The organism is Deinococcus aquiradiocola (assembly GCF_014646915.1).
Taxonomy (GTDB): Bacteria; Deinococcota; Deinococci; order Deinococcales; family Deinococcaceae; genus Deinococcus; species Deinococcus aquiradiocola.
This window is the reverse complement of the sequence record NZ_BMOE01000027.1, coordinates 1-17,394: the sequence shown is the minus strand read 5'-3', so window position 1 is coordinate 17,394 and position 17,394 is coordinate 1. Positions and strand designations below refer to the sequence as shown.

The window sequence follows — 17,394 nt, the reverse complement described above, 5'->3', positions numbered from 1 at the left end:
GCGGTTGGATCACCTCCTTTCTATAGGCTCCACACACTTCCTCGATCACACTGACTCATCACCCAACCGTCCCCCCAGTTCTCCGGAACTGGGGGGACGTTCCTATACCCACCCACCCCGCCAGCAGCGCGGGCCGACTCCTCTTCAGGGTTGGCCCGTGCTGCGCTTTTATGCAGTTGAGTATCTTCGGAGATCTCGGGAGCGGTATTGACTTTGTTTTAGGTAAGCCTAAAATAGAGTCCATGTCGACCCGCCTCCTGTCCCACGCTGCCGAGGACTACCTCAAGCAGCTGTACCTGCTTTCCGAACCGGAGCCCGGCAGCCGCGTCAGCACCCAGGCCGTCGCCGATGCCCTCGACGTCACGCCCGCGAGCGTGACCGGCATGCTCCGCAAACTCAGCGAACTCGGCTTCGTCACGCACACCGCGTACCAGGGCGCGGCCCTCACCGAGCAGGGCCGCGGCCTCGCCCTCGAGGTGCTGCGCCACCACCGCCTCCTCGAAGCGTTCCTGCACCAGGCGCTCGGCTACCCGCTCGACGAGGTGCACGACGAAGCCGAACGCCTTGAGCACGTCATCAGCGAGAACTTCGAGGCCCGCATGGCCGCGTGGCTCGGCCACCCCACCCACGACCCGCACGGCGACCCCATCCCCGCCCTCGACGGCTCCCTCCCCAGCCGCGACGAGACTGCCCTCAGCCAGCTGCCCGTGCACGAGTGGGTGGTCGTCGCGCAGATCCCCGCGCGTGACGCGGCGCAGCTGCGCGGACTGGTGCAGGCGGGCCTCACGCCCGGCGCGCACCTGCAGGTCCTGCACCTCGACCCGGCTTTCGGGACGCTGCGCCTCGGCCTGCGCGACCACTCGGAACTCACGCTGTCCCTGCACGTCGCCGAGCAGGTCCGCGTGACCGCCCTGAACGCCGCCCCGCAGCGGGCGGAGGTGCACGCGTGAGCCGCGCCGAACCGCTCCCCCCGCAGCCGCCCGCCGGACTCGACGCGCGCATGAACGCCCGCGCCGCCGCCGTCCTCGACGGACGCGGCCCGAAACGCGGCCTGGCCCGCCTGCTGCCCTTCATGGGCCCGGCCTTCATCGCGTCCGTCGCGTACATGGACCCCGGCAATTTCGCCACCAACATCCAGGGCGGCGCGCAGTTCGGGTACCTGCTGCTGTGGGTGATTCTCGGCGCGAGCCTGATGGCCATGCTGATCCAGCACCTGTCCGCCACGCTCGGCATCGCCACCGGCCGCAACCTGCCGCAGCTCATCCGGGCGCGCTGGCCGAAAGCCGCGTGGTTCTACTGGGTGCAGGCGGAACTCGTGGCGATGGCGACCGACCTCGCCGAATTTCTCGGCGCGGCCCTCGCCTTCCAGCTGCTGTTCGGCATTCCCCTCATCTGGGGCGCCGTCCTGACCGCCATCGTCACGTTCGCGCTCCTCACCCTGCAGCGGCGCGGCTTCCGCCCGATGGAGGTCGCCATCGCCGCCTTCGTCGGCGTGATCGCCGTGTCGTACCTCGTGCAGCTCGTCCGCAGCCACCCGGGCCTGGAGGCGCTCGGCGGCTTCATCCCGCGCTTCGAAGGACCGGACAGCCTGTACCTCGCGGTCGGCATCATCGGCGCGACCGTCATGCCGCACGTCATCTACCTGCACAGCTCCCTCACCCAGAACCGCATTCCGGCCGTCACGGACGACGCTAAACGCCAGGTGGCGCGCATGTCCCGCACGGACCTGCTCGTCGCGATGGGCCTCGCCGCGCTCATCAACATGGCGATGCTCGCCGCGGCCGCCGCGACCTTCCACGCGAGCGGCCAGACCGGCATCGCCGACCTCACCCAGGCGTACCGGACCCTCACGCCGCTGCTGGGCGGTGGGGCGGCCATCGCGTTCGGACTGGCGCTGCTCGCGTCGGGCCTGTCGAGCAGCGCGGTCGGCACCATGGCCGGGCAGGTCGTGATGGAGGGCCTGATCCACTACACCATTCCCGCGTGGCTGCGCCGCACCATCACCATGCTGCCCGCCTTCGTGGTGATCCTGATGGGTCTCGACCCGACCCGCACCCTGATCCTGTCGCAGGTGATCCTGAGCTTCGGGATTCCCTTCGCGCTCGTGCCACTCCTGATCTTCACGGCGCGCCGCGACCTGATGGGCGTCCTGACCGCCAGCGTGCCCGTGCGCGTGATCGGCTGGATGATCGCCACCCTGATCATCGGGCTGAACGTGTACCTGCTCGCCCAGACCCTCCTGCGCTGACCCCGCCTGACCTGCACCACCCGCAGACGCGGCCCGCACCGGACCTCCCGGCGGCGGGCCGCGCATCTTGGTCCGGTGCCAGGGATGCCGGGAACAGCAAAGGCGTCCCTTTCACCCTCCCCCAACCGTTCGTGTCGACGCGCACTTCGTTCAGCCGGACTTCAGGCGTTCAGCTCAACGCCGGACCATACGGTTTTGAGCTGAACTTTCGGAGTTCAGCCGAGCAACAAGGGCACCAACAAGTACGGAGTTGAGGAGATGGAAGCGGGCAAGCGTCCTCATGGGCGCTGTTTTGCCCAAGAAGCGGGCAGGCGTCCTGTAGGGCGTATCGTCGTGAACGGACGCGGCTGGCCACGCCACTCCTCCCGTTCTGCCCAAGAAGCGGGCAAGCGTCCTCATGGGCGCTGTTCTGCCCAAGAAGGGATGCCGGTGCTTTTTCCGGAATCCCTGGAACCGGATCAACACCGGATCAGGTGTCGTCTGTGCCTGTGCCGGCCCGCTGCAGCCACGCGAGCGCCGCGTCCGCCGGGAGTGGGCGGCTGTACAGATAGCCCTGCACCGTGTCGCACCCGAGTGCCAGGACGGCCTGCAGCTGTGCGGGCGTCTCGATGCCTTCCACCACCACTTCCAGCCCCAGGTCGTGCGCGAGGCCCACCACGTTCCGGATGATGGCGGCGCTCGCGCCCGCCAGCCCCGTGTCTGCCGCGCTGTGCAGGTCGCGGCTGAAGCTCCGGTCGAGTTTGATGGTGCTGATCGGCAGGGTGTACAGCCGCATCAGGTTCGAGTACCCCACCCCGTAATCGTCGAGCGCCACCCGGACGCCCAGCGCGTCCAGCTGCGCGAGCGTGTGCATGGCGCGCTCGCTGCCGATCATCAGGGCCGACTCCGTCAGCTCCAGCTCCAGGCGCGCGGAGGGCAAGCCCGTCCGGGCGAGCGCGTCCGCCACCACGCCCGCGAACCCCGGGTGCTCGAACTGCCGCCCGGAAATGTTCACGCTCACCAGCACGTCGCTTGGCCACGTCAGGGCGGCCCGCATGGACTGCTCCAGCACCCACCCGCCCAGATGCCGGATCAGGCCGGACGTTTCCGCCACCGGAATGAACTGGTCCGGCCCGATGTTCCCGTATTGCGGGTGCGTCCAGCGCAGCAGCGCCTCGAAGCTCCGGACGCGCCCGTCACGGCCCACCAGCGGCTGGTACGCCACGTGCATCTGCTCCCCGGCGAGCGCGTCCTGCAGCGCGGCGCGCAGGGTGGTGGGGCTCAGGTTCCAGTCCTGCCCGTGATGCGAGTACAGTCGATACTCCTGTCCCTCGTGCCGCGCCGTGTACATGGCCGTGTCCGCCTGTGACAGCAGCGTGACCGGGTCGAGCGCCAGTTCCGGGTACAGGCTCCAGCCGATCGCGGCCCGCAGCGTGACCTCCTGCTCACCCACCTGGAAGGGTGTGCCGATCACGCCCTGCAGCGCGCCGCTGAGCGGGCCGAGCACGTCGGGGTTCCCGCCCGTCGGGAGCAGCACCCCGAACTCGTCCCCGCCGAGCCGCGCGACCATCGTCCCGTCCGGCACGGCTTCCTGCAGGCGGCCTGCCAGCAGGTGCAGCAGGCGGTTCCCGGCCACCTGACCGTACGCCTCGTTGACGTGCCGGAAATCGGTGAGGTCGATCAGGCCGACCGCCCACTGTCGTCCGTCCGCTCCCGGGACGGGCACGGGCAGGCCCTCGCCGCTGCGGGTGTGGTCCTCCAGCGCCTGCAGGAACGCCGAACGGTTCGGGAGGCCCGTCAGCGTGTCATGGTACGCGACGCGCTCCATCCGCTCGCTCGCCTGACGGCTCTCCAGCAGGATCGCCACCAGCCGCGCCAGTTGCTCCATCACGGCCAGCTGCGCGGGGCGCGGCTCGCGGCACGCCTGGCTGTACAGCGCGAACGTGCCGAGCACCTCCCCGCCTTTCCCCCGGAACGGCACGCTCCACACGCTCCGTATCCCGAAGGCCCGCGCGAGCGCCCAGTCTGCCTGGAAACGCCCATCATGCTGCACATCCGCCGACACGATCGTCCGGTCCAGGTGCACCGCGAGCGCGCACGGGCCGTTCCCTGGACCCACCTGCCGCCCCTCGATGCGCTGCACGAGTTCCTGCGGGAGCTGAGGTGCGGCCGCGCACGAGAGCCGGTCGCCGCGCAGCAGCATCACCGACCCCAGCATGCCCGGCAACTGCCCCTCCAGCGTCTCCACCAGCGACCCGAGCACCTCGGGCATCGGCGCGCCGTCCAGCGCCAGCCGGAAGCTGCGCGCCCGGCCGCCCTCCAGCACCTGCGCGCGGTGTACGGCCGTCACGTCGCGCACCGCGACGCTCGTGTGACTGTGCGTTTCCCGGCTCGTACGCGCGCCGCCCGGCATGACCGTCACCTCCAGGCAGCGTTCGGCGATCGTGCCGCGCGCGTACAGCACCGGCCCGCTCGACCCGCGCCCGGCACGCAGCAGCTCGAAGAACCGCGCCTGCTGTGCGGGCGTCAGGAGCGGCACGACCGTTTCCAGCAGCGAGCGTCCCACCAGCGGGCCGCCCGTCCCGGCCAGCAGGCGCCGCGCGACCCGGTTCGCGAAGATGATGCGGCTGTCCTCCACCAGTTCGGTGCGGTCCACGATCAGCACGGCCTCGGACGTGTTCTGCACCACGTGCCCCAGCAGTTCCAGTTCGGCTGAGCGGTGCAGTTCGCCCGTTACCTCGATCCCGACGCCCAGCACGAGGTCCGACGTGCCGTCCGTGTTCAGCACCGGCGCGAAGCTGCGCCGCCAGTACTCCGGCGGGAGGCCCGGCACGGCCACCTGATCCACCCACCGCACGCTCACGCCGTCCTGCAGGGCCCGCCGCAGGTTCTCCTCGCGGCGCCGGGCCTGTTCCAGATCCTTGCCGAGCCGTTCGCTGACCTCCCGGTCGTTCAGGCCCAGCAGTCGCCGGTGACCGGGCTCCGTGACCTGCGCGTTGCGGATCGCCTGCGCGTTCGCATACACCAGCTGCCCCTGCCGGTTCACGGCTACTGCCGCGACCGGCAGCTGGTACAGCAGCTGCACGAGCTGCGCCGCGTCCGGCACGGCAGTGTCGCCGGCCGCCGCGCCCGGCGCGAGGTGCAGGACGCAGAACGTCACGCCCTGATCGGGGAGTGGGACGCGCGTCAGCAGCGCTCCCCTCGTGAAGCCCTGAGCGTCCCGCAGCAGCACCCGTTCCGTCTGCCGTGCGGCCACCGGGTCGTCCGGCCCGGCCGTGTCGGGGGGGCCTGTGTCCGGGTCGGGCAGCCAGGGCAGCAGACCGTCCACCGGCAGCTCGAATGGAACCCGGCCTGCCGACAGCAGGCGCTGCAGGGCCTCCGAGACGGCCAGCAGCTCGCCCCGGCCGCCCAGCACGGCCAGCAGGCCCGGCACCGGGACGGTCCCTGCGACGACCTGTGGGCCGGACGTCATGTGGCGCGTTCACCCCGGCCGGTCGACAGGGCAGGCGCAGGTTGGATGGCCGACATGCCACATGGTGTCACACACACGCGCCCGGAGAAGCGAAGAACCCATCATGAGCGGCTGAACGTCGAGAGGTCGGCGGGGGCACCCGTTCGGGGGAAGTCAGCGCCAGCGGCGCGCCGCGCCCCGCAGTTTCCGCCCGCCGTGCCGCAGGCCATGGTCGGGCCGTACGCCGTCCGCCGTGAGGTGCAGCCACTGGCTCAGGTAGTACCCGGCGAGGAGCGGCACGGCCACCCCGGTGCTCCACACGTACGCGCCCAGCGACCGCAGGTCCAGCGTCCGCCGCAGGGTGAGGAGCGCGTCGTGCGGCAGCAGGAACTGCAGCGCCCCCCACACGATGGCCACCATGACGCTCAGGTACAGCAGGCGCGTGAGCGGCCCGATCACCCACGTGTGACTCAGGCCCCGGTGGCTGAACATCAGGCCGTACGGCACCCACAGCGCCCCCAGGAACCCCCAGTGCCGCTTGGAATCCACGTTCCCCTCGGCCAGATCGAGGTCCGGGGAGAGCAGGAACGTGCCGACAGCGTACCCGGCCGTGAAGGTGAGCGCCTGCGCGGGACTGACGACGACGGCGCGCGTCTCGTGCAGGTAGAGCGCCAGGCCCGCGAGCCCGGCATACACGCCGATGTTAATGAGGTTGTGGACGCGACCGCTGGGCACAGGGGCCTCATGGTAGCCGAAGGGAACGCCGGGCGCGCCTCCTCACGTGCGGTCAGCGGAAATCGTTCATCCTGAAGGGAACATGAAGCTTCCCGTGCCGTTCCGCGCGCCTCTTCCCCGGCCCCGGCCGCTCCTGCCCGCCCGGACCCTGCTGCTGAGCGTTCCGCTGCTGCTCGCCGGCTGCCGGTCCGGCCCGGACGCGGCCCTGCACGACCAGACCCTCACGCTCGGACAGGGCGCGAGTGTCAGCGCGCAGCAGTCCTTCAGCGGCAGCTGGAGCATCGAGGGGCTGCCCGCGTGGCTGAGCGCGTCCACCGCGCGCGGCTCCGGGGACCTCAAGGTGACGTTCAGCGCGAACCGCGCGGCGGGCGCGCCCACCGCCGCGAACACGCCGTCCCTGCTGGCCGCGCCGCAGGTGCGCTGGACTTCCGCGGACGGCGGTACGACCGGCACCGCCACCCTCAACGTGAGCGCCGACCTGTACACCCTGCGCGGCACCGTCACGGATCAGGCGTCCACCCTGGCGGCCGCCGACGTGGACCGCGCGCCGTCCCGCCCGCCCCTGACAGAGCGGGCGCTGCCCGGGCCGCGCGGCGTGATCGTCGCGTACCGCTCGCAGGCGGCGCGCGTGCAGGCCATGCGGCAGGAGCGGGAGGTGCGCTCGGCGGTGGGGGAGACGCTGACGCTGCGCACGGACGACGTGCCGGGCACGCTGGCGCGCCTGCGCGCCGACACGGACGTGCTGTACGCCGTGCCGGACGCGGTCCTCACGGCGCTCGACCGGCCCGAACCCACGCCGTCCATCCCCGTACGCACCGCGTCCGCACAGGCGCTCGCCGCGCCGCAGCAGGGCACGGACGAGTTCGCGCCGCTGCAGTGGGCGTACCGCCTGCTCGGCTACCCGGCCGTGTGGCGCGACATGACGGACCACCCGTACCCGAACGCCGTCACGGTCGCCGTGCTCGACACCGGCGTCCGCTACGACCACCCGGACCTGCAGGGCCAGCTGTACGGTCCCGGCGACGGCGCACTCGACGTGCTGCCCGTCACGCGCGACCCGCAGACCGGCAAGCTCACGTACGACAACGGCGACGGCGACGGCCCCGACACCGACCCCACCGACCCGGACACCTTCACGTACAGCCTCAGCGACCCCGCGCACCAGTTCCCCATTCCGCGCAGCGACCCCAGCCACGGCACGCACGTGACCGGCATCATCGCCGCCCGCTGGGGCACCTTCGCGGCCCCCTGCGCGGACTGCTCGACCAGCGGCGTGGTCGGCGCGAGCTACCGCGCGCCCGTTCGCGTCCTGCCGGTCCGCGTGCTGGACGCCCCGGACGGCAACGGGCAGGAGTCCGACATCGCCCTCGCGCTGCGCTACGCGGCCGGGGACCCCGTCACCCTCTCGGACGGCCGCACGTACCGCACGCCGCACCCGGCGCAGGTCATCAACCTGTCGCTCGGCGGGCCGCTCAGGGACCCGGACCAGATTCAGGTGCTGTGCAGCGCCGTGTCGCGCGCCACGGCGCTCGGCGCGCTCGTCGTCGCGGCGGGCGGGAACTTCGGCGGGACCGCGCCCATCTACCCGGCCGCGTGTCCGGGCGCGGTGTCGGTCGCGTCCGTGTCGCTGTCGGACAGCGCCGTGCCCACCCACGCGTACTACAGCGATCAGTACGCGCAGGTCGCGCTGAGCGCGCCGGGCGGCAATCCCGCCACGACCTTCAACGGTGGCACCCTGAACGGCCAGCCGATGCCGGACGAGATCCTCTCGACCGGCTGGAACTACGCCAGTCACCGCCCCGGCTACTACCTGGAGGCCGGGACGAGCCAGGCGGCCCCGCAGGTCACGGCGCTCGCCGCGCTGCTGCTCAGCAAGGGCGTGGCCGCCACGCCCGCCGCCGCGCTCGACCGGATGCTCGCGACCGCCACGGATCTCGGCGCGGCGGGCCGCGACAGCACGTACGGCGTGGGCCTCATCCAGCCGGCCGCGGCGCTGGGCGCGCTCGCCGTGTCGGACGTGCTGGGCCTGAGCGTGCAGGACGCCTCGGGCCGCACCTTCACACCCGCGCTGGACGGCGTGGGGCGCTTCACGGCGTACCTGCCGGACGGCGCGTTCCGGGTGGTGGCGGGCCGGGACCGCAACGGGAACGGACTGGCGGGCGAGACGGGCGAGCCGCGCGTGGAGAAGGCCGTCACGCTCGGCCCGTCCCTCCCGACCTTCGATGTGGGCACCCTGACGCCCACCCCCTGACCCGCAACCTGAAGGGATTCTGACGCCGGATGTGGACGGCCTTCATCCGACCCGTGCTTCCTGTCAGCCCGCACCTCCGAAGCTGAGAGGTATGAAGCGCCTGATGCTGCCCCTGCTGACCTGTAGCCTGCTCGCGGCCTGTGGTGGCCCCGCCACGCCCGGAGGAGACCCGGGCGCGGGCGGCACGACGTATACGGTGAGTGGCGCCGCCCTGCTGCCGGGGGCAGCCACGACGGCGCAGGCCCTCCAGCCGGTCACCCAGGCGGCCGGTGCGGGAACGGTGGACTGGACGCTGCCGCACGTGCAGGGAGAGGTCCTCGTGGTGGGCGCGGGTCGCCTGCCCGGCACGCTCGGCACCCTGAGCGTCACCGCGCTCGGGGACGGGTCGGGCGAACTGCGGCTCGTCCGCACGCCCGCCGGGGAGTCCGATCAGGCCTTCGCGGCCCGGCTCGCGCAGGAGCTGACGGGCGGCCTGGCCGCGCAGGGGTCCGGCACGCAGGCCCTGACCGTTCCGACCGTGACCGTACAGCCGAACTACATCTACTCGGCCCTCGCCGTCCCGAACGACCCCGGCTACCCGTCCGCCAGCGGGGCGGGCGTCACGGTCGCCGGGGCCGCCTACGATCAGGACTACCTGACGCGCATCAATGCCGAGGGCGGCTGGGCGCAGATCGGGGCCGCCCCGACGGGCGCTGTCACGGCCGTCCTCGACACCGGTGTGGACCGCACGCACCCCGAACTGGCGTCCCGGCTGCTGCCCGGCTACGATTTCGCGAACAACGACAGCGACCCGTCCGAAGCGGCGGGCGGCGACGTGGGACACGGCACGAGTTCCGCCGGACTGATCGGCGCGGCCACCAACAACGCGACCGGCATCGCGGGCCTCACGTGGACGGGCCGGACCGTGATGCCGCTGCGCGTCTTCGACGACGCGGGAGGCGCCACCACCGCGAACCTCGCGCGGGCCGTCGGGTACGCCACGCAGAACGGAGCGCGCGTCGTCAACATGAGCCTCGGCCTGAAGGGCGCGAACGTGGACGCGGCGCTCGCGCAGCGCCTGCAGGCGGCCAGTCAGGCGGGCGTGGTGCTCGTCGCGGCGGCCGGCAACACCCCGTCCGACGGTCTGTACTACCCGGCCGCCGATCCGAACGTGATCGCGGTCGGCGCGCTCGGCAAGACGGACGCGCTCGCCTGCTACAGCGCCCGCCCGAAGAGCGGCGACAAGGCCCTCGACCTCGTCGCGCCCGGCGGGAACGCCACGCTGTCCGGCACCTCCTGCGTGGGCGACCCCGCCTACGGCATCCTGACGCTCGCGCCCACCGCGCAGACCACCTCGCCGGGCGGCCCAGTCGGCGGCGGGTACGCCCTGCGCATCGGGACGAGCGAGGCGGCTCCCCTCGTGAGCGGCGCGGCCTCCCTGATCCTGGGCGCGCGGCCCGATCTGAATGCCGCGCAGGTGAAGTCCGCCCTGGTCGGCAGTGCCCGCAGCGTCGCGGGCGGCCGACTGCTGGACGTGGGGGCCGCCGTGAAGGCCGCGCTGGCCCTCCCGCAGAACGCGGGCCGGGCGTACACGCTCGCCGTGACGGGCGGCGGCACCGGCAAGACCTTCACCGGCACCCTCGCGAACGGCGTGGTGCGCGTCCCGTTCAGCCTGCCGGGCGTCGCGGCCGGGCAGACGACGCTGCAGGCCACCCTGACCGTCGACGGCCGCACCGCCACCGGTAGCCTCCCCGTGACCGTGAACGGCGACCTGAACGGCCAGAGCATCCAGACGCGCTGAGCGTGCCCGGCGCCGCCCTACACTTCGTGCCGGTCGCCTGCTACACTTCGCGCCAATGCCCCGTTTCCGGCCCTTCCTGACCCTGGCTGTCGTGCTTGCGGGCGGCGTGGCCCTGCTCGCCCCGGCTGCCCCGGCCCTCGGCCGGTTCGGGTCGCTGCCGCGCGCGTCCGAGCGGCCCGTCACGCTGCTGCTGGCGGGCGTCACGCCGAACTACCCGCCGAGCGCCGTGTGGCCGTACCCGGCCGCGCCGGAAGACTACAGCGGCCTGACCGACACCATCGTGCTCGCGCAGGTGCAGCCGGACGGGCAGGTGCGGCTGCTCTCCATCCCGCGCGACACGTGGGTGAACGTGCCCGGCTGGGGGTACGGCAAGATCAACTCCGCGAACCGGCGAGGCGGTCCGGACACGCTGGTGCAGGCCGTGCAGCAGCTCACGGGCCTGCGCGTGGACGCGCACGCGCTCCTGTCGCTGAACGCGCTGCGGGACCTGACGGACGCGGCGGGCGGCGTGAACCTCACGGTGCCGGAAGACATGCGTTACGACGACACGGCCGGCAGGCTGCACATCAACCTGAAGGCCGGGCCGCAGCACCTGAACGGCCAGCAGGCCGAGGGGTTCCTGCGCTTCCGGCACGACGCGCTCGGCGACATCGGGCGCGTGAGTCGCCAGCAGATGTTCCTGGGGGCGCTCGCGGCGCGGCTGCGCAGCCCGCTGAACGCGTGGCGCCTCCCGGCGGTGGTGGGCGCGCTCGACCGCAACGCCAGCACGGACCTGACGCGCGGCACCTTCGGGGCGGTGCTGGGGGCGCTGCTGCACGGCCCGAAGGTAAGTGCGGCGACGCTGCCGGGCCGGTTCGGGCCGGGCGGGACGTGGTCGCCGGACGCGGCGGGCATCCGGGCACTGGTGCAGGAGCAGTTCGCGGACCCCGGCGACCCTCGTGCCCTGAGCGTGGCGCTCGTGAACGTGGACGCGCCGCAGGGCACGGCGCGGCGCGTGAAGGCGCGGCTGGAGGCGGCCGGGTACCGGGACGTGCGGATCGTGTCGGAGGACCGGCACGCGTTGCCGCGCACGACCCTGAGCGGGAACGCGGGGGCGGCCGGGGCGCTGCGGCGCGACCTGGGGTACGGGGTGCCGGACGGGTCGGCGGGCGCGCCGGGCGTGGCCCTGACGGTGCGGCTGGGCGCGGACGCCCGGTGAGCGGAAGCGGGGCAAGTCCGGTGTGAGGTCCACCGCCTGTCTGAAACGATTCAGTGAATGTTCTGCTACGCTGGACGCATGACGCACTCCCTCACCGCAGGCCAGCTGAAATGGTGGCAGTCCGGCATCATCTACCAGATCTACCCCCGCTCCTTCCAGGACAGCAACAACGACGGCATCGGCGACCTGAACGGCGTCACCGCCCGCCTCGACTACCTCGCGAGCCTCGGCGTGACCGCCATCTGGTTCAGCCCCATCTTCACCAGCCCCATGAAGGACTTCGGGTACGACGTCGCCGACTACAAAGGCATCGACCCGCTCTTCGGCACGCTCGACGACTTCGACACCCTCGTCCGCGAAGCCCACGCGCGCGGCCTGAAGGTCATGCTGGACTTCGTCCCGAACCACTCCAGCGACGAACACCCCTGGTTCGTGGAGGCCCGCAGCAGCCGCGACAACCCCAGACGCGACTGGTACATGTGGCGCGACCCCGCCCCGGACGGCGGCGTCCCCAACAACTGGAAGTCCTTCTTCGGCGGGAGCGCCTGGACGTACGACGACGCGACCGGGCAGTACTACCTGCACCAGTTCGTGAGCGGCCAGCCGGAACTCAACTGGGCGAACCCCGACGTGCGCCGCGAGATGGCCGACACCCTGCGCTTCTGGATGCAGCGCGGCGTCGACGGCTTCCGGGTGGACGTCATCTGGCTGCTCGCCAAGGACCCCGACTACCGCGACGAGCCGCGCAACCCCGACTGGCGCCCCGGCCAGCCGGAACACAACAGCGTGCAGCACATCCACACGCAGGACCTGCCGCTCACGCACGCGTACATCCGTGAACTGCGCGCCGCCCTCGACGAGTTCGACGACCGCATGATGGTCGGCGAGATCTACCTGCCGATCGACACGCTCCTCACGTACGCAGGCACGCCGGACGCGCCCGAATGCCACCTGCCCTTCAACTTCCACCTGATCCTCACCCCGTGGAACGCCGCCGACATCCGCAAGCTGGTGGACGAGTACGACGCGGCCGTCACGCGCAGCGGCAGCTGGCCGAACTGGGTGCTCGGCAACCACGACCAGCACCGCTTCGCGACGCGCGTGGGCCGCGAACAGTACCGCGCCGCGCAGACGCTGCTGCTCACGCTGCGCGGCACGCCCACCGTGTACTACGGCGACGAGCTCGGCATGGAGGACGGCTTCATCCCCGCCGACCGCGTGGTGGACCCGGCCGCGCTGGGCCAGCCGGACGTGCCCGGCGTGGGCCGCGACCCGGAACGCACCCCCATGCAATGGAGCGCCGAACCGCACGCGGGCTTCACGGACGCCCACGTGCAGCCGTGGCTGCCCGTCGCCGAGAACTTCACGGCCGTGAACGTCGCCGCTCAGGACGTCGACCCCGCCAGCGACCTCAACTACTTCCGGACCCTGACGCGCCTGCGCCGCGACTCGGCCGCCCTGACGCTCGGCACGTACCGCAGCCTGGAGACGGGCGCGGGCCAGCCGATCCAGACGGGCCCCACCGCCCTCACGGGCGGCAGCTTCGAGAACACGCAGGCGGGCAGCGGCGTCTTCGCCTTCGTGCGTGAACACGAGGGCGAGCGCGTCCTCGTGCTCCTGAACTTCGGCGCGCAGGACGTGCCGCTCACCCTGCCGGAACTGCACGGCGCGTCCCTGCTGCTCTCCAGCCAGGACGGTGCGGGGGCGGACACCCTGCGCGGCAACGAGGCGCAGCTGTGGCGGCTCGCCTGACCCGCGACCACTGATACGGTTTTGATCCGATTCCAGGGATGCCGGGAAAAGCACCGACATCCCTTCCACCTCCTCAAAACCGTATTTTTTGGTGCTCGCTTCGCTCGGCTGAACTCCAAAAGTTCAGCTCAAAATCGTATGATCCCAGATTGAGCTCACCTCCTGGAGTTCAGTGGGGCGAAGCGAGCACCAGGCACGTTCCGGCCTCCCTGGAATCGGATCGACACCGCACGAAGCACCCGGAACCGTGCAGGAGAGCGCCGCCCGTGGACGTTACCGGGCGGCGCTCTCCTGTGTGATTGTGTTCTGTGGGGGTTACCTGGGCTGGGCGGTGGCGCCGGGGTCCTGGTACGCCTCGATCACGCGGCCGCCGCCCCGGAAGCTGATGAGGGTCACGTACTGCACGCCGCCCTCCTCGCCTTCCTTGAGGTGGGTGGGGTCGGTGGGGCGGGCGCCACGGCTGTACTTGACGATGCGGGGCAGCTTGATCTTCTTGGTGTCGACCTCGTCGAGTTCGCGGCGTTTGTAGCTCTGGCCCTTGTGGATGACGGCCTGTTCGCCGTCGGGCGTGGTGTAGGGGCGCGCGCCGATCAGGGACCAGTCGAAGGTGTCGGCCATGGCGAGCGGGAGGCTGATGCCGCCGGCGGGAATCTCGCCGCTCGTCCAGCCCTGGCGGCCGTAGCGGCGCAGGACGCTGAGCAGGTCGCGGTCTTCGGGCACGTCGACGCTGATGCTCGTTCCGAGGGGGCCGGTCAGGTGAAGTGTGGGCATGGGTCTCCTTGGGTGGGGGGCCGGGTGGGCCACTCCTGTACCGGCTGGGCTGACCCCGCCGGGTTATGCAAATAACATAACAGTTCGGTGGCGGGAGTGCAACGCACCCATCACGCCCACCAGCACCGCACAGCAGAAGGGGCGCAGCCGTGATGCACCGGCCGCGCCCCTCGCCTCCCTGCGCCTTCCTTACATGTTGTGCAGCACGTTCATGATGTCGCCGTCCTTCATCACGTACTCCTTGCCTTCCGTCCGCACCCAGCCCTTGGCCTTCGCGGCGGCCCAGCCGCCCGCCTCGACCATCTTGTCCCACTCGATCACCTCGGCACGGATGAATCCGCGCTCCAGGTCCGAGTGGATCTCACCGGCCGCCTCGGGCGCCTTCTCGCCCTGACGGATCGTCCACGCGCGGACTTCCTTCTCGCCGGACGTGATGAAGGTCATCAGGCCCAGCGTGCGGTACCCGACGTGCACCAGCTGATCCAGCCCACTCTCCTCCACGCCCAGCTCCTTCAGGAACTCGGCGGCGTCCTCTTCGGGCATCTCGGCCAGTTCGCTCTCGATCTGCGCGCTGATCTTCACGACCTGCGCGCCCTCGGCTTCCGCGTAGGCGCGCACGCGCTTCACGTACGCGTTGTCTTCCGTCAGGCCGTCCTCACCGACGTTCGCGACGTAGATCACGGGCTTGATGGTGATCAGCCCGAAATCCTTCGGGATGGGCGCGTCGTACGTCGCGGCGCGCGCGGGCCTGCCCTCGCCGAGCACCTTCAGGATGCTCTCCGCGAGGTCCAGCTGCTCGCGGGCGTCCTTGTCGCCGCCCTTGGCTTTCTTGCTGAGGCCCTGCGCGCGCTTCTCCAGGCCCGACAGGTCCGCCAGGATCAGTTCGGTATTGATCGTCTCGATGTCGTCGATCGGGTCGACCTGCCCGGCCACGTGAATCACGTTGCCGTCCTCGAAGCAGCGGACGACGTGCGCGATGGCGTCCGTCTCGCGGATGTTCGCCAGGAACTGGTTGCCCAGACCCTCGCCCTGCGACGCGCCCTTCACGAGGCCCGCGATGTCCACGAACTCCACGAAGGTCGGGATGATGGGCGGCACGCGGTCGCCCTTGGTGAACACGCGGCTCAGGGCGCTCAGGCGCGCGTCCGGCACGGTCACGCGGCCGACGTTCGGCTCGATGGTCGCGAAGGGGTAGTTGGCGGCGAGGGCGCCTGCGCGCGTGATGGCGTTGAACAGCGTGCTTTTGCCGACGTTCGGCAGTCCGACGATTCCGATTCCAAGACCCATGAGGTATCACTCCTTGTCGCTCGAACCGGTCCGGGCGTGCCGGTGGCTCCAGAGCGTTCTGCGCCGCCCGCGTTCAGGCGGCACACTGGAATCCAATGTATCAGGCGCTTCCAGGCTGCGGGTCGTGCGCCGGTCCCTGCCGGGACGTGACGCCGGAACGGGCGTGCCTGTGGGAAGAGCCGCGCGTGTGTGCTACACTCGTAAGGCTTGTCCGGCGACAGCGCCAGGCCGACGCCCCCCTCGTGTACGGGTTCAAGTCCGTGCAGGACAGGGAAAAAGGACGCCTGCGCTGAGAAGCCAAATCCCGGACTGAAGAAGAACATCAAGGAGCAATATGGCAAGAGTATGCGAAATGTGCGGCAAGGGACCGATCGTGGTCAACTCGGTCATCCGCCGCGGTAAGGCCCGTGCGGCGGGCGGCGTGGGCCGTAAGGTCACCGGCGTCAGCAAGACCCGTCAGCTTCCCAACCTGCAGCGCGTCACCATCCGCAAGGACGGCGCCAGCGTTCGTCTGCGTATCTGCACCAAGTGCATGAAGAACGCGCTCGCCGCCTGAACGGCGCGAGTGCCGCAGATTGCGGCGAATACAACGAGAGAGCGGGCTCCTGAAGTTCAGGAGCCCGCTCTCTCGTTGGTCTGTTCAGGCGTTGCGCGTCCGGCGTTCCGGCAGGAGGCTCGTCACGATCAGCAGCAGCGTGCCGAGCACCACGCAGGAGTCCGCGAGGTTGAAGATCGGGAACTCTCCGGCGTGCAGGGCGCGCGTCACGGCGGACAGGGCGGGTGACTGCAGCATGTCCGTCACCCGTCCGAAGCGCAGGCCGTCGATGGTGTTGCCGATGGCGCCCGCCGCAATCAGGGCGAGCGTGAAGGCCAGGAAGCGCGGCTGCGGTCTCAGGATCAGGTATCCGAGAATCCCGAGGCCCACCAGGAGCCGCATGATGGCGAGCGGCACGGTGGCGCTCGACAGGAGGCTCCAGGCGGCGCCGGTGTTGTACGTGAGCTGCCAGCCGAGCAGGCCCGGAATGAAAGGCTGCGGCGCTTCGTAGAGGTTGAGGTGCGTTCGCGCCCAGACTTTCAGCCACTGGTCCGCGCCGATCAGCACGGCGGCGATCAGCAGGGGAATCCAGCCGGGGGTCGGGCGGCGCGCGGCGTCAGCCGGAAGGGTGGGACCTTGTTCGTCGGGCACCTGGCCAGTATGCCGTATGGCCGCGCCGTCCAGAGGCGGCGTGTTCGTACTGCGGTGTGAGACAGCTTCATGCGGCGCGACGGCGTGGCGCGGCACAATGACGGCATGGCCAATGTAGAGTCCTTCGATCTGGATCACACCAAAGTTCACGCTCCGTACATCCGTCTGGCGGGCCTGAAGCGCACGCCGCACGGCGACGCCATCAGCAAGTACGACCTGCGCCTGCTGCAGCCGAACCAGGCGGCGATCGACCCGGCGGCCATTCATACGCTGGAGCACCTGCTGGCCGGGTACCTGCGCGATCACCTCAATGACGTGGTGGATGTCTCCCCGATGGGCTGCCGGACCGGCATGTACATGGCGGTCATCGGGGAGCCGGACGAGCAGGGTGTCCTCACGGCCTTCGAGGCGGCCCTCCGGGACGTGGCGGGACACGACCGTCCGATTCCCGGCGTGAGCGAGCTGGAGTGCGGCAATTACCGTGATCATGATCTCGGTGCGGCGCGCGGTCATGCGCGCGACGCACTCGCGGCAGGCCTGAAGGTGCAGGAGACGGTGCTGCTTCAGCGCTGATCCCCTTTCCCTCTGTTTCGTTTTTTGCTGTCCTGCACGCGTTCTGGTGGTGTGGGATGGGGGAGATGAAGGGAGTTCGCGGGTGGGCGCTTGACAGTTGGCGGAGTGTCCTGTATCTTTTCTGAGCCTCCGAGCGAGGCAGCCGAAGAAAGCGAACGCAGACGCGGCGAGGTGCATGAAAAT

Annotated in this window: 13 protein-coding genes; 8 read left to right on the top strand and 5 right to left on the bottom strand. The window is 70.8% G+C overall.

The window, feature by feature from the left end:
- The first annotated feature begins 242 nt into the window (after positions 1–242).
- Positions 243–950, top strand: coding sequence for a metal-dependent transcriptional regulator (locus tag IEY33_RS18890; protein WP_188964853.1), 708 nt, complete (start codon positions 243–245; stop codon positions 948–950).
- 50 nt (positions 951–1,000) lie between these two features.
- Entirely contained in the window at positions 1,001–2,248 is a 1,248-nt protein-coding gene (locus IEY33_RS18885) for an Nramp family divalent metal transporter (RefSeq protein ID WP_188964854.1), read from the top strand.
- A 469-nt stretch (positions 2,249–2,717) separates the two neighbouring features.
- On the opposite strand, the gene IEY33_RS18880 is transcribed toward IEY33_RS18885, so the two are convergent.
- Positions 2,718–5,699, bottom strand: coding sequence for a sensor domain-containing protein (locus IEY33_RS18880; protein WP_188964852.1), 2,982 nt, complete (start codon positions 5,697–5,699; stop codon positions 2,718–2,720).
- A 153-nt stretch (positions 5,700–5,852) separates the two neighbouring features.
- Complete coding sequence (locus tag IEY33_RS18875; RefSeq protein ID WP_188964851.1) at positions 5,853–6,413, bottom strand: metal-binding protein; 561 nt, start codon at positions 6,411–6,413, stop codon at positions 5,853–5,855.
- 82 nt (positions 6,414–6,495) lie between these two features.
- Here IEY33_RS18875 and IEY33_RS18870 point away from each other — a divergent pair, with 82 nt between their 5' ends.
- From IEY33_RS18870 to IEY33_RS18855, 4 genes are all read left to right on the top strand, one after another.
- Entirely contained in the window at positions 6,496–8,664 is a 2,169-nt protein-coding gene (locus IEY33_RS18870) for a S8 family serine peptidase (protein ID WP_188964850.1), read from the top strand.
- A 103-nt stretch (positions 8,665–8,767) separates the two neighbouring features.
- Positions 8,768–10,444 (top strand): S8 family serine peptidase, encoded by a 1,677-nt coding sequence (locus IEY33_RS18865; RefSeq protein WP_188964849.1) that lies wholly within the window; start codon positions 8,768–8,770, stop codon positions 10,442–10,444.
- Between the two features lie 55 nt (positions 10,445–10,499).
- Positions 10,500–11,642: an LCP family protein gene (locus IEY33_RS18860; protein ID WP_188964848.1), complete on the top strand. Its 1,143-nt coding sequence runs from the start codon at positions 10,500–10,502 to the stop codon at positions 11,640–11,642.
- Positions 11,643–11,720: 78 nt separating this feature from the next.
- Positions 11,721–13,394, top strand: coding sequence for an alpha-amylase family glycosyl hydrolase (locus tag IEY33_RS18855; protein ID WP_188964847.1), 1,674 nt, complete (start codon positions 11,721–11,723; stop codon positions 13,392–13,394).
- A gap of 315 nt (positions 13,395–13,709) precedes the next feature.
- Here the strand turns inward: IEY33_RS18855 and IEY33_RS18850 are convergent, their stop codons facing one another.
- The gene (locus tag IEY33_RS18850) at positions 13,710–14,165 is read right to left on the bottom strand and encodes a single-stranded DNA-binding protein (RefSeq protein ID WP_188964846.1); all 456 of its coding nucleotides are present in this window, start codon (positions 14,163–14,165) and stop codon (positions 13,710–13,712) included.
- 189 nt (positions 14,166–14,354) lie between these two features.
- Positions 14,355–15,452 carry a redox-regulated ATPase YchF gene (gene ychF / locus IEY33_RS18845; RefSeq protein ID WP_188964845.1) on the bottom strand — a complete coding sequence of 366 codons (1,098 nt, stop codon included), beginning with the start codon at positions 15,450–15,452 and terminating at the stop codon, positions 14,355–14,357.
- Between the two features lie 334 nt (positions 15,453–15,786).
- Here ychF and rpmB point away from each other — a divergent pair, with 334 nt between their 5' ends.
- A complete protein-coding gene (rpmB, locus tag IEY33_RS18840) occupies positions 15,787–16,008 on the top strand; it encodes a 50S ribosomal protein L28 (RefSeq protein WP_188964844.1) in 222 nt (73 codons plus the stop codon).
- Positions 16,009–16,092: 84 nt separating this feature from the next.
- Here the strand turns inward: rpmB and lspA are convergent, their stop codons facing one another.
- Positions 16,093–16,638, bottom strand: coding sequence for a signal peptidase II (gene lspA / locus IEY33_RS18835; RefSeq protein ID WP_188964843.1), 546 nt, complete (start codon positions 16,636–16,638; stop codon positions 16,093–16,095).
- Positions 16,639–16,743: 105 nt separating this feature from the next.
- On the opposite strand from lspA, the gene IEY33_RS18830 reads away from it, so the two are divergent.
- Positions 16,744–17,211 carry an S-ribosylhomocysteine lyase gene (locus IEY33_RS18830; RefSeq protein ID WP_188964842.1) on the top strand — a complete coding sequence of 156 codons (468 nt, stop codon included), beginning with the start codon at positions 16,744–16,746 and terminating at the stop codon, positions 17,209–17,211.
- Positions 17,212–17,394 lie beyond the last annotated feature (183 nt).